Source organism: Rahnella sp. ATs2, from assembly GCF_051851855.1.
Taxonomy (GTDB): domain Bacteria; phylum Pseudomonadota; class Gammaproteobacteria; order Enterobacterales; family Enterobacteriaceae; genus Rahnella; species Rahnella variigena.
Genome location: NZ_JBLYPL010000001.1, coordinates 251,641 through 265,303 on the forward strand (window position 1 = coordinate 251,641; position 13,663 = coordinate 265,303).

General features: G+C 38.0%; 11 protein-coding genes. All 11 read right to left on the reverse strand.

Annotated elements, in window-relative coordinates:
- Positions 1-357: 357 nt before the first annotated feature.
- Positions 358-960, reverse strand: coding sequence for a helix-turn-helix transcriptional regulator (locus ACJY2G_RS01165; RefSeq protein ID WP_132966393.1), 603 nt, complete (start codon positions 958-960; stop codon positions 358-360).
- Positions 961-1,544: 584 nt separating this feature from the next.
- Positions 1,545-2,159: a helix-turn-helix domain-containing protein gene (locus ACJY2G_RS01170; protein WP_430319922.1), complete on the reverse strand. Its 615-nt coding sequence runs from the start codon at positions 2,157-2,159 to the stop codon at positions 1,545-1,547.
- A 933-nt stretch (positions 2,160-3,092) separates the two neighbouring features.
- Positions 3,093-4,175, reverse strand: a complete 1,083-nt coding sequence (locus ACJY2G_RS01175) for a fimbrial protein (protein WP_147243259.1) — start codon at positions 4,173-4,175, stop codon at positions 3,093-3,095.
- Between the two features lie 15 nt (positions 4,176-4,190).
- On the reverse strand, positions 4,191-4,856 hold the full coding sequence (locus ACJY2G_RS01180) for a fimbrial biogenesis chaperone (protein WP_159281388.1): 666 nt from the start codon (positions 4,854-4,856) through the stop codon (positions 4,191-4,193).
- Positions 4,849-5,367 (reverse strand): fimbrial protein, encoded by a 519-nt coding sequence (locus ACJY2G_RS01185; RefSeq protein WP_430319924.1) that lies wholly within the window; start codon positions 5,365-5,367, stop codon positions 4,849-4,851. The genes ACJY2G_RS01180 and ACJY2G_RS01185 overlap by 8 nt, the downstream gene beginning before the upstream one ends.
- Entirely contained in the window at positions 5,360-5,896 is a 537-nt protein-coding gene (locus tag ACJY2G_RS01190; RefSeq protein WP_113876266.1) for a fimbrial protein, read from the reverse strand. The genes ACJY2G_RS01185 and ACJY2G_RS01190 overlap by 8 nt, the downstream gene beginning before the upstream one ends.
- Before the next feature lie 12 nt (positions 5,897-5,908).
- Entirely contained in the window at positions 5,909-8,413 is a 2,505-nt protein-coding gene (locus ACJY2G_RS01195) for a fimbria/pilus outer membrane usher protein (protein WP_120349700.1), read from the reverse strand.
- A gap of 35 nt (positions 8,414-8,448) precedes the next feature.
- Positions 8,449-9,132: a fimbrial biogenesis chaperone gene (locus ACJY2G_RS01200; protein ID WP_244220175.1), complete on the reverse strand. Its 684-nt coding sequence runs from the start codon at positions 9,130-9,132 to the stop codon at positions 8,449-8,451.
- A 60-nt stretch (positions 9,133-9,192) separates the two neighbouring features.
- Entirely contained in the window at positions 9,193-9,756 is a 564-nt protein-coding gene (locus ACJY2G_RS01205) for a fimbrial protein (protein WP_430319926.1), read from the reverse strand.
- Between the two features lie 1,042 nt (positions 9,757-10,798).
- Positions 10,799-12,322, reverse strand: a complete 1,524-nt coding sequence (locus ACJY2G_RS01210) for a DHA2 family efflux MFS transporter permease subunit (RefSeq protein WP_430319927.1) — start codon at positions 12,320-12,322, stop codon at positions 10,799-10,801.
- Positions 12,322-13,470 carry an HlyD family efflux transporter periplasmic adaptor subunit gene (locus ACJY2G_RS01215; protein ID WP_430319928.1) on the reverse strand — a complete coding sequence of 383 codons (1,149 nt, stop codon included), beginning with the start codon at positions 13,468-13,470 and terminating at the stop codon, positions 12,322-12,324. The genes ACJY2G_RS01210 and ACJY2G_RS01215 overlap by 1 nt, the downstream gene beginning before the upstream one ends.
- Positions 13,471-13,663 lie beyond the last annotated feature (193 nt).

Here is a 13,663-nt window from a genome sequence, read left to right on the forward strand (position 1 = left end):
GACTACATTAAGCATTCAATATTTATGCTGATATTAATAAGGAATTCTATTATATACCTCTGTCATTGTAGACTGAAGATTCTATATTAAAATGATGAGTGCGCCATTTAGTGGGGTGGGGCTCGAGTTTATGAATATACCGTTGCTCCTTCGTAAATTTATTAGCCCAACTATCATACTTCGCTACATGCAATTTAAAAAGTGTGAAAAAAACTCATACATTGTTCCGTACAATGTATGAGTAAGCCAAGTGGCCAATACCAGGGAATCAAAAACACTATAATAAATAGTGAGTTAGTAAATTTCCTGAACCGGGATGAACTTATTGATTACAAGTGTCTGACCGAAATTTAAGTTCTAGAATTGTTGCATGTGAATGAGCTTAATTCTGTATTCCAGTAAAGTGCTTACTTTATATTTCTGCATAGCTGACCTTAAATGAGAGCTAACTGTTTTAGGTGTTATGCCCGTTATTGTACTTATCTCATTATGGCTTAGACCTTTCCTGAGCAGATCAGAGACTTTACGTTCCTTATTTGTTAAGGCTAAATTTTCAGTTCTTACAAAAAGATTATTCCTAATTAAAGGCGAACCAAACATAACCATTTTAAAGATGTTTAAAATCTGATCTAATCCTGTGTCAGGGGCAATAAAAAGTGCATTTTCATACCCTCTTATGCCTCTCACAACTTCTGACATTGAAAAAGTACAGAAAACGATCACTGCCCCTCCTCTATCAAGCGAAGGGCTACGTTCAGGTAACTTTTCAAATATGCTCCTGGAAGATAAGACGACAATATCAGCTTGAAAATAATCGTTATATCTTGACTCATGTCGATTAATGAGCCTTACATTTACTACATGAGAATGATATATATCATCTAAAAGTTTTTGCAAGCCAACCTTAAAGTAATAATCCTTGCAGTAAATAGAAAAAAGTGAATTTCCATATGACAACATATTCAAAGTCCATATTAATAGCAACAGCTCTAGCGAATTGCAATTGAATATCTTAAGCAATCGCTAATAAAAAAACTTAAAGATCGTTATCCTTTTTACCAACAGGAACTAACTAAAGCAACTCGTCAAAGCTGTAAGGAGAAATGACATAATGAGCATAATCCTAATGTCGAAAATGAAATAGTGGCTTCTCTTTAAATTAACAAACCAAATAAAATAGGAATATTCATACTGCACGTTGTGCCCAATTAGGATTGAAGCGATATAAACTAGGATTTTTCACATGCAGCAAGAAATAATAACATAAGTGATTAATAATAATCATAAATCACTAATTGCTAGCAACGATAGATACAATCACATTGATAGAAATTAACATTTTAAACGCCTTGATAATTTAAAATGAATAATCAATTCATTCCAAAGAATGCCCCGTTGTGGACGTTTCATCATGGTTGAAGTGAAGACGTTACTCACCCCACGGTGGGCGGAATAAGATATGCAAAAAGACAATTAAGTATAGAGTTCACTGACATCTTCCATTTCGCGTTGTTAGATTCCTGATATAAATCATGGTGACTAACTCAATTAAAGCCATCGAGAGTATCGATATGTGAAAGCTTTACTCTGTACTCTAACAAAGTCTTAACTTTAAATTTGGTCATGGCTGATCTTAAATGTAAACTCACAGTCTTTGGGTTAATGCCTGTAAATTGACTAATATCATGTTGATTTAGTCCTTTACTCAATAGTGAAGACACACGCATTTCATTACAGGTCAAGGGGGCCAAACCCGTCTTTGTAAACAAAGATTTTTTTGCTCCTTCCGTACCAAACACTAGCACACAAAAAATCTGAGCTAACTTCTCCAGTTTGACATCCATCGGAATACACGAAACGAGATCGTATCCTGTAATACCGGTGAGTATGTGTGTCATTGAGTCAGAACAAAATATTATTGCAGCGTGATTCTTTTTTTTCTTAAGAATTTTTTCAGGTATTTTCTCATATATAGCCTTAGAAGACAGAACTATGATGTCAACGACAAAATAGTCAGCGAGCTCTAATTCGAATGGAATGCCATTATTAACAGGCAATTTAACTGATGAACATATGTCCTTAAAGATTTCTTGTAATCCTATTTTAAAAAAACGATCTTCACAATGAATAGAAAATAAACAACTCCCAATTACAAACATAATCAGACCTAGTTATTGAATTTAATCTTGATATAAAATAAAATATCCGCAGCATGGCTAAAATGCATATCGTAATTAAAAAAAACACTTTAACCATCATGCATATAGAATATTTCCCATATCATTAATGAACGCCAAAAGGGAATGCTAAGTATTTCTATCTCAGAATTTTACATTACTGTTCCTGACAGGATAGTAGTGAGTGATGTTTATCATGACACTGTTTAACTAAACAGTAGTCTAACAACATCAAAGATAAAAACTTAATCCACTATTGATAACGATTTATAAATCTTTAAGATTACTGAGCCCTGCCTGCCTTACAGAACTCCGCACGTATTTATATTATTAACGCATTGTTAGTCATAAATTTAAAATCAATGTAATAATATTTCATTATCGTGTAAATTAATGTTTATGTTGGCGTTATGTATCTTGATGTGAGGAATAAGATATGTAAATTAATGAATTTTTGTACACTTAAAGTAGTTGGATGTAATTGGACATGGTTTTTTATATTCTCCGGGAAAAAGGCTGGTATTCATTCAGACTCAAAGAAACATTATATTCATGAAGTCAGAGCAAGCTGAGATATTCCATGATGTAGTAGTTATCACTGTGCAAGCTTCAATAAAATTAGCGTATTAATAACCAGACATCACTGCGTTTTCTGCCCGGCTGCGGCCACCGAAGCCTCAGGGTTTATATCCAAACCCCATCCGGGGCATGGATTTTGTTTTTATGCGTTGTTTGACAGGCGACGACTGCGCCTGTTGACAGTTATAAAACCTTACACCCGCGAATGCCTGGGAATATGTGTGGGAAAGGATCAGCATTGGGCAGCAGTGGACAGAAGTGGCTGGGATGCTGACAACCACGCGCTCAGGCTCTTTTTACCGTATTTGCAGAGAATCGATACATAATGTTGCTAGGTTATTGATAAGAATAAGTAATGCCTATCAATGATTTTGCAGTACCACTCTTTAAGTCTTTGGATGTATCACGGACGTAACTAAATCCTAAAGTAAGTGCCATCGGAAGGTTTTTGTCAGAACCCACAACACCGCCGCTGTTGCCAATAAAATACTTAGTCTGGCCGGGGATATCTTTTGCTGAGCCATCAGGACCGAAAGAAAGCTGGGTTCCGGAAGAATTCGTTAATGTGAAACCTATACCCGAAGCTGTTGAATCAGAGGTTAAGGAGGTGATAGTGCTTCGATTAGCAGGATTATTTAAATCTGAAACTGAGTAATATAGTGCGATGCTTGGATCGCAAACCAGCGAGAATGTTACCTGCTGAGTATTTATTAATTGTGATGCAGCCGAATTGAGTAAAGAAGACATGGCCACAGCCCCCATGTCAACAGAAGCTGTCACGACATTTGGGGTACAAGTTCTAATTGAAGCTCTTACATTTGCGCTACCTGTACTGATATGAATAATTTCCTGGAGGGTATTTGTTTCATCGTAACATTCGAAACGGAACATTTCTTGCCCCGGAATTAAGGTATAGCCATCATTAGGGCGGTCTGAACCTTTCCAAATATACGAACCATAAGTAGTAGGTATTCCATTATAAACGCGTGCACCATTATCATAATTACCACTCCAGACAGTAGTTCTGACTGTTTGTCCGTAAGTTATCATCGCTGCATTAGATGACACATTATAAAAGGGAATTAGTGCAAACCCCGGTGCGCCAGTATCAAACAAATACATAACACTAGAACCTGCACTTGAATAAGTCTGACCTAAATAGCTTGCAACTGGAACGTAATCAACCCTTCTAAGGCTATAATTAATTGTATTGTTCGAACATATTTTTACCTGCCTGCCTATCCCCGAACCAGCTAAGACAGTAGCAAATGCCATGCTATCCGCAGCATTATTAATAACAATGTCCCCAGAAGTATAATTCCTCGAGTAATAAGACTCAACTACAGCAAGACCTTCTTTAGGAAAACAAATTAAGGTTAATACTATAAAAAAAGGGAACAAGTAAGTGCTTTTGTTCATGATTCATCCTTATAATCAACTATTAAAATTATTCATATGTATTTTTTTAAGTATTGAGTCATCATCGTCGACTACAAAAACCCAAAAATTACATTTCTTCAATTTGCAAAATTTACTTACATTGACTTTCCCTTCAGGAATTAAAGTTATTCTGCTATCTAATTTCTCAGTGCTCGGATATTTTATATTGATAGTCAAAACGAAATTGGAATGATTTCTTAACCAAAAAATGTCATTACCTTCCTTTACCAAGGCAAGGAGCGCAGGATCAAATTTTGAGAGATTATCATGTCTGTAAATCAAATTAAAATGTGACCTCAGTGCCAATGATATTGTACTGAAATCCTTCATTTTCTTTGAGTTGGGTATAAATGCAATAGTCAGTGAATATAGTTGGTCGGCTTTAATGTTTTCTATTTTATCTGGGATCAGCATCTGTATATTAGATGTGTTCTTAGCAAGTAAAAATAAAGGAGGGGTTACGACAAAGCGACCTTCATCGTTTCCAGAAATATTGGTTTTGACTAAATAATCATTTTCATTGTCATTGATGATTTTTATAGGCAAACTTTTGGTATTTTGAGTAATTATAAAACGGGTTCCGACGACAGAAACACCTGCCAGAGAGTCCGCACTCAATATAATCAGAGACAATATTAAGATAAAAACTATTCTAGTCATAGGAGATTTCAAATGATGTGACGCCCGTGACTTTTCCGGGAGACATTTCGCCAGATGTTTTAACATAGGCAGCGTAGAAACTTAGTTTATTAATATCCGATGAATGAGTTAAATTAAAACTACTGAAATTATTCCTGATGTCCAGGTTAGTTATATTCATGTCATATAATCCAATGGCTACACCATTTGCTTCACCCTCTGCACCAGAATTAATCTGAAGCAAATTAGGCATTTTCTCATCGCTAGCTCCAGTAAATCTCACGTTGACTGTGTTAATTTCTAAAGGACAATTTTCAATTATTATATTAAATGGTGTGAGACCAAAAGGGACTCCTAAATTCTTACCATTTAAGAGTCCAGTCGTCATGTTAACAACGGAGTTATCGCTCCCTGAAGAAAGAGAGCAAGTTGATGAGCTCAACTTTGCACTGATATTTATAGTTATCTGCTCAGCACTACCTGGAAAACAGGTAAAAATAAAACTCAGACAAATTAAAAATTGTTTAATCATAATACATATCCAGGAAAAGTACTGATGACGCGTCACCAGCTGCAACAGGGACTGCGACCGCTCTGTATTGCAAGAAGAATTTTAAATTATATTTTTCGGTCGTTACAGGTGAACCCAGGGCTAACTTGGTATTCAAAGGAATTCGGTTACCTTTGTCATCTAATATTTCAATAGCAAGCCCTTGCGCAAGAGGTTCCGACATATCTGGCTGGCCCTTAATCTTTAGCAACGTCGGATCCAGTTCATTGGCCTCACCTGTAAATTGGTAAGAAATGTTGCTCGAAGTACCCAGGCAGTCTAAACCAATGTCTATCTCTTCCTTATTACTCACATTCCCTGGCGCTTTGAAGGCAGATGTATTCAAGTCAGAAAAAACAACATTCTTGGTGAGGTCTTCACTATTTACATTACAATTTTGATCTCTCAAGGCGCCATTGATACTCACCATCACATCAGCAGCGTAACTGCGTAGGTGTATAGCGTTGATCAGAACAAACAAGAACATATACTGGAAAAATTTAAGTTTCAATGCACATTCTCCTCAATGACATTCGACCTGAGTTCTATTTATTGTTCTGGATTTAAAATTCTCGTCATAATGTATTACAAATTTACAAGTGTCCTCATCATCCCATTTTACTTTATAGGTGGCATTGTTACTGACTCCAGTCAGATATACTGTTCCATCATCATTGGCAATAGCGAATGAGTTATTTCCTTCTTCGCTCACGATTGTTCCAAATCGTATAGGTTTGTTTTTATATTTAACCGAAACTAAGAAGTTATAGCCTCTTTTAACATCAAAAACTACTTTCGAGACAGCGCCTCGCGTTGGCGCCACTTTGATAACTCTGCCTTCTACATCAAAGTCATCACCAAATGTTAAAGGATCCAATTCAACATCATTATAATGATATGGCGATGCATAGGGGATAAGAGCATACCCATGCTTATCTATAGTAATGTTTTCTCCTGCCCGGTTAATTCTTGCTCCGCTAGCACCAGCAGCTTCAACCAGGATCGCAGTGTCATTCGCTTGTTGAGAGAAAACAATACCATTTTCATGTGCTAAAATAGAACCGCTAACTCCGTAATCTGCTTGTTTTGTTACAGGGGAGAATGTTAAACCTGATTTAAATCTTGCATAATCAGACCTATAATTAGCGGAAAGATATGTTGTATTGTTATCATGTTCTCTGTTAATACTTTGATTTATATTATAATCCATTCTATTGTCTAACGCAGTACCATACAAGCTTGTATTATTATTGTATGTTCCATCCTGTTTGTTATAAGTATAGCTATTGGAAATATATGCAATGTTGTTCCGCCCGCGACCGGAAAGGGGTATGGTAAAAGATACAAAAAACAAATTATTTTTTGTTTTATTGTACTCATATTTATTAAAACTTAAGGACAGCATCATGTTATTGAGTTTGTTAAAGGTTTTATTCCAACCTGCTTGAATGTTTTTCGATGTACCGCCGTTCCAATAATCCGTAGTATTACCCCATAGAGATAACTGCCCAAAATTGTTTAGATTTTGGGATATATTCCACTGATATGAAGCTTTCCTTGCACCGGAATAATTATAGTTCACTGACTCTCCAGTAAGCGGGTCAATATACTGGTTGTTATTTTTTTGAACCGCTTCATTAAGTGAGTAATAATTAGATGTTGAATATCTATAGCCGGTTATCTGTATATTTGTTCCAATATCCTGGAAAGACTTTGAGTACAACACTCTATAGGATTGTCCAACTTCTTTGTCATGCGCATCCTCAGTGTAATACGAATTGATGGCATCAAATGATAGCGCACCAATCCCACCTAAATCTTTTGCTAAACCGAGTCCTAAGGATCGATAATTTCCTGATAACTGAGTACCACCATAAATTGTAGTTTCATGCGGCAAGCCAAATGAAGCAGAACCTTGAAAAAATGATGCTTTCCTGGCAGCCTGGAGATCAAGTTCGCCTGCTGTAGCAGAATAATTATATAGTCCCGTTTTTAACAAATTAGGCAATGTAGAGTAGGGAATTATAAAATTTTTAACAGTACCGTCTGCAGCAATGAGTTCTACCTGATAATCACCACTGCTACCTACCGGGTTCAAATCCTTAATATCGTAGGGGCCTGCATCAACATAAGTTTGGTATACAATTACACCATTTTGTCTAATTGTTAACTTAGAGCGGCTATCTGCTATACCTTTAATCGGAGGTGAATACCCTCTTTCACTTTCCGGACGCATTTCTTCAGATGTAGCCAGTGTAACACCAGTATAGGTAAGTGAATCAAATAAATTAGATCCTAATGAATTTTGACCTATGATTAGATTGCTTTTAAGCCCCTGAATAGCTCTGCTCGCAAAGACGTTATTTATCTTTTTTTCATTGTGATGACTTACACCGTAATGACTCTGATTCCAGTAGATATTACCATTAAAACGCCATGCTCCGTAGTTCAGCTTATTATTAAAGCTAAAATAAGACGATGAAAAATTGGAGTTATTTGTGTTTTTTGAGTTACTCCCGGTAAAGTCATAATTACTAATAAATACGGGAATACCATCATCCCAGTCTCTTACATCAGCCAGGCTAGAGCGTGTGGCATCAAGATATATTTGAGGTATAGATATTCTCAGAAGCAGCTTCGACATCTCGACCTGATACGATGAGCCACTAACATTTTTTTGTAAGTCTATGCATTTACTATTATCTCCAATAGCTCGCAATTTCTTTTTTAGACTATCGTTAAATGGCATAAGGTCAACTAACTCAGATGTGAAGCACGGTTCAACTTTTTTTTCCTTCGAATTCACTTCGACAAAACGAATTTTACTGTTCTTGATGAATTTGTCGCCTACATAAACATCAAAATAATAAACGCCAGGTGTAACGTTATTATTTTTAGATATAAATGATAAATCATGCAGAGAAGCTACATCACTACCTAAGAACAATGGATTGAAATAATCCTCAGCATGTACCTGAGCTATGCGTACAAAAAGCAAAGCAAATGTAATAAATCTTAAGGAATACATTTCTAGATCCAATCGTTTATTTTTTAAAATTAAGACTATAACTTGCAAGTATTATTATTGACTTGCACTCCATAATCGTTGATGAAACTATATTTTATTTCTGATCCTGATGATTTTATAGCAATGCTTACATTGCCAAATGGGGCAATGGTTTCCGCCTTAGAAACTTCTTTGTTATTGATGCTAACATTGACCATATTTACGTAGTATGGTGATGTGTTTTTAATTTGTAATGTTTTACCGTTGAGCTGGCAAGCGAGCGTTTTTGCAGCATCGCTCGCTTCGCTATTCAAATCATTTGGCCTTATGAATAATTTTATTTTTGTTGTAATTGAAACCAATAGCGAGTTATTAAGCTCTTGTTCCTCTTTACTTAAAGATGGGATCACTTTAGCATTGAAATAAAAAAGTTCCTCTCTGTCATTGGGTAATTTATTTTTATCACCAGCATAAACAATACGTAATACGCTGTCAGTATTTGCATTTAACACAAATAGTGGTGGAGTTACGATAAAGTCATCGACTTTATTTCCCTGCTTATCGGTAACCCAGGATTGGACGAGGAAATTATTTTTCTTATCGTTATTAAATATTTTTATCGCAGTTTGACTTTTATCTGCCGGGTATATTAAACGAGTAGCCCCTAACGAGACCCCTTCGGCGAAAGCAGGGGGCATAATAAAAGTTAAAATGAGTAAAATTAATAAATTAAATTTCAAGGTTTTCCCCTGGGATTATTCAATTATTAGCTGGTCTCGAGTACCAGCTAATATTATTATTTAGTTATAGGTAAGCATGAAATTTGCTACGGACTGAACTTTGCCAGCACCGACTACGGCTGCAGTGGAAACATAGTCCGCTGCAAAATTAATAGTCGATGTAGCGCCTTCGTTCAATGCTACTGGTGTGGTTTGTCCAGTACCTAGAGCTAAGGCTTCATTATTTGGCCCATAAATCTGCAACCCGACATTTGTTGCAGCGCCAGCGCCTGCATTATTTGCCAGAAGGTTAGGTGAAGTCGCATCAGCTTGTCCTGTGAAACTTACGCTAACATTTTTATATGTCGTCGTGTCGCAATCCTGCAAGGAAATGGTGAATGGTTTACGTGCATTAGCTACCTGGTCTTTAGCAGTAAATACGCTTGATCTCACAGTATCCAGATTAACAATTTTATTTGTGTCGTCACTGGCAACAGAACATGCGCCTTTAGTAATTTCTCCATTAAAAGTTACCTGGCCGCCAGTTGTTGTAACCGGATCAACTTCACCCTCAGCATAAGCAGCTGATGCTGAAATTAAAAAACCGAAAGCAAAAGCAGGTAGTAACACATTCTTCATTTTCATAAAATCTTCCTTGCTGTAATTACCAATGTTAAGTGTTGAGAACGCTAACCCCGGCAGAACAGTATTTCAGACATACCGGGAAGCGGAGCAAGTTTAAGGGTATCAATTCTCCAGAATCAAGCTGGTATTAATTCCCCTGTCATCCTTCACTGATGATATTTGTGGGTATAATCCTAAAAATATCATCTTTGGCAAATTAAGATTTTCCTCGATTTGGATTTTAAAAATATATTCAGATCAATAATTTTTCGTACAGTAAACATCCAGCGGTTAGGAGTAATCGCATTTTTCATGGTTTCTTAAGTTATATAATTAGTTATAACAACCTGTCTCACCTCATAAAACGTCAGAAATTAATTGTCAAAAACATTTATAAATAACTTTTTGTCATCTTTTTTGCCCCTCAATACTGCCTTATCACCTTTATGAAGCTATGAGTTGGGTGACATCATCCACATGCTGACCGAAATCATATCTATGGAACTGCTAAAGCCACCTTTTACAACTGATTGACTGTATCCAGGGGATGGAAATCGCTGATTTTATAAATGCTAAAGCCCGTGAGGATGAGAACTGTCATCTGAGGCAGTTTTCCCAAAGCGAAGACTGGTAGTTCAGGCACATAATCGGAGGTTTGGTAGGACTCAGGCTGCTGTCACATAAATGTAATATGTCCGAATGATAGTAAAATTTGAAACTTGCCGATTTTTCACGTCAAAAAATCATTCGCAACTTCAAAATAACCAACTCAGGGGAGAGGGATGTTATTTACGTTTCTGTGAACTATCACGTTAACTGAGAAATCAGTCGCGGTTATATCTGTATTTACACAAAGCCAAGGGGGGGGAAGTGGCAGACAGATGTAATCGCTATTCTGCTATCACAAGGTTTAGAGTGCCCGAAGCTGTAAACCACCATAGAGATAATAATCTAAATATAGAAATGTACAGACGGGCAGGGGACGTTGACAATTAATCAGACTGGATTTATTAACGCTAAATATAGATTAAACACTCGTTTCATGCCCATCAGTATCTTCCTCTTATTTTTTATAAGGTTTAGCAAACCAAACCAATAAAGTGAGTGTAAGAAAAACATAAGACGAAACAGAGAATATTTCATTCGCAGAAATCAGCAGTGATTGCTGAGTAATGGTCTGATTAATGTATTCCAGCGCCTGAGAAGTGCTTAATCCTGCCGTTTTTAAACTGCTGATGTAATGCTCAAAAACAGGATTGGCAGAATTAATATTTTCTGTTAACTGGGCGTGATGCACCGATTCTCTCCGGCTCCATAACGTCATCGTCAAAGATGTCCCTACAGAACCTGACAGAGTGCGCAAGAAATTACTCAGGCTTGTAGCACTGGCCAATTTATCGTAAGAAAGTCCTGCTAAAGATATCGTTGTTAAAGGCAGAAAGAAGCACGCAACCGCAAACCCTTGTATCAACTGCGGCCAAATAATAGACGTAAAATCGATCGTCGGCGTGAAAGTAACAGAACGCCAATGATAGCATATGAAATAGACCGTAAAGCTGAATGTAACCAGCAGCCTCATGTCTATGTTCTTATTGTAGCGACCAATGAGTGGAGCGATGATCAGTGGCATTATGCCTATCGGTGCGTAAGCTAAACCAGCCCAAACTGAAGTATAGCCATATACACTCTGTAAAAGTTGAGGCATCAAAACAATAGCGCCGGAATAGATAAGATAGGCGCAAACAATACATAAAATGGCGATGCTAAAATTCAGGGATTTGAAAAGACTTAAGTCAACCAGGGGGTTTTTATCTTTTATTTCATGCAGCACGAATAAGGGCAAAGCCACAACGCAAATTATTGTGAGCGTCACAATCGTGGAGGAGCTAAACCAGTCAAGGTCTTTGCCTTTATCCAGCATTATTTGCAGAGACCCCACTCCCAATACCAGCAGGCTTAGTCCGATCAGATTGAGTTTCACTGGCTGAGTGGCAGTTTCCCGGCCCTTCAGTAAGAAAGAACAAACTAAAACTACCGCGATACCCATAGGGACATTAATAAAAAAGATCCATCCCCAATGGTAATTATCGCAAATATAGCCCCCGAGAATAGGGCCAAAAATCGGGGCGATGATAACGGTCATAGACCAGATAGCTAAAGCGTAGGTGCGTTTCTCCGGGGGATAATTGCGCAGGAGCAGGCTTTGAGATAACGGAATGAGGGGGCCTGCGACTAATCCCTGAATGATACGAAAGAAAATCAGCATATCGAGACTGGAGGCCACTCCGCAACAAAACGATGTCATGAAAAAGAGTGTGACAGACATTAAAAAAAGACGTCGTTCTCCTAAACGCAACGAAAGTCGCCCCGTGACAGGAATCGAAATAGCATTCGCCACACCAAAAGATGTAATAACCCAGGTTCCTTCATCGGAAGAAGCGCCCAATGACCCGGAAATCGTTTGGATCGCCACATTCGTTATTGTTGAGTCGAGCATTTGCATAAAAGTCGCCATTGCCAGCGCAATAGTGACAAAAATTAGGGTGCTGCCTTTCAGCGGCGGGAGTACTGATGATGAACACGCCATTATTGTGCCCCGTTTCGCGCAATAATCCCGGTGATCACACTTTCAATTCCCCGTGTTTCGACCACAAGCGCCTTACTGCTTAAGGCGGGGGTTGAGATAACATGTTTTGAAAGTGTTTCATCACCCACCTCATTTTGACCGCTGGAATAGAGCTTCGCCGTCGTGGAGAGACCAATTCGCAAGGGATGTTCAAGCAGTTGCGCTGGATTGAGTGCGACCCGCACTGGTACGCGCTGAACGACTTTAATCCAGTTACCTGTGGCATTTTGCGCAGGCAGGAGGGAGAAACTACCTCCAGTTCCCATATTTATCCCGGTGACATGTCCTTCATATGGGACTTCATCTCCGTAAATATCACTGATAATGGTCACTTTCTGGCCTAAAGAAACGCCGCTAAGCTGGGTTTCTTTGAAGTTTGCATTAACCCACATTTGTTCAACAGGAATGACTGACATCAACGTTTGCCCGGCAGAAACAGTCTGACCAACCTGCACATTTCTTTCTGCGATATACCCTGTCACCGGGCTGCGGATCACCGTACGTTGCAAAGTGATCCATGCCTCTCGAACGGCATCTGCGGCCTGCAAAACCTGCGGTTGTTCATTAATGGGCGTATCAAGCAACAATGCTTTGCTGGCTTTATATTGCTGAATGGCTGCATCTAATGCTGCTTTTTGGGAGGACACCTTATTTCGATAATGTTCAAGCGCCATTCTGGCAATCAATGCATCATGGCTCAGTCCGTTTTGACGCTCGTAATCAGTTACCGCCTGGCTGTACGCAATTTTTGCCTGAATGACATCTGCTTCAAGCTGGTCATTCTGAAAGGCAAGTTGTTGTGTTTGCCTGACAACATACGCCAGGTTATGTTTAGATTTTTTATAAGCGAGTTGTGCATCGGTATCATCAAGAACCGCCAGCACATCACCTTCTTTTACAAATTCGGTGTCAGTATGGTTAACCGTAATGACACTTCCATTAATGAGCGCTGATACCGGATTTATGTTTCCTGCTACATAAGCATCATCCGTGGTTTGCACGTTTCCCAGTAAGAGATATCTATATGCTAAGGTCACGAGGGAAATTGTTATAATCATAATAATAATGCTAGTGATGACTATTTTTTTATTCTTAAAATCTATTTTCACCGGATATTTCCACAATAATTTCTTGATGTCGACGCTGTCAGACATCAATGACAAAAAGGCAGAACTCAGTAAAGAGTTTAACTTCCTGATAACTTGGGTTTAAGCTGCACGTTCTGGAACTATTAGATAATAGAAAGGCATGGTATTTATAGAAGAATGATTCGTATTCTTTGTAGAATTTTTCTTACGTATG

Excerpts from the sequence above, each read along its gene's own strand:
- ACJY2G_RS01165 (WP_132966393.1), bottom strand. The coding sequence starts at position 960 with ATGTTGTCATATGGAAATTCACTTTTTTCTATTTACTGCAAGGATTAT.
- ACJY2G_RS01170 (WP_430319922.1), bottom strand. The coding sequence starts at position 2,159 with ATGTTTGTAATTGGGAGTTGTTTATTTTCTATTCATTGTGAAGATCGT.
- ACJY2G_RS01175 (WP_147243259.1), bottom strand. The coding sequence starts at position 4,175 with ATGAACAAAAGCACTTACTTGTTCCCTTTTTTTATAGTATTAACCTTA.
- ACJY2G_RS01180 (WP_159281388.1), bottom strand. The coding sequence starts at position 4,856 with ATGACTAGAATAGTTTTTATCTTAATATTGTCTCTGATTATATTGAGT.
- ACJY2G_RS01185 (WP_430319924.1), bottom strand. The coding sequence starts at position 5,367 with ATGATTAAACAATTTTTAATTTGTCTGAGTTTTATTTTTACCTGTTTT.
- ACJY2G_RS01195 (WP_120349700.1), bottom strand. The coding sequence starts at position 8,413 with ATGTATTCCTTAAGATTTATTACATTTGCTTTGCTTTTTGTACGCATA.
- ACJY2G_RS01205 (WP_430319926.1), bottom strand. The coding sequence starts at position 9,756 with ATGAAAATGAAGAATGTGTTACTACCTGCTTTTGCTTTCGGTTTTTTA.
- ACJY2G_RS01210 (WP_430319927.1), bottom strand. The coding sequence starts at position 12,322 with ATGGCGTGTTCATCATCAGTACTCCCGCCGCTGAAAGGCAGCACCCTA.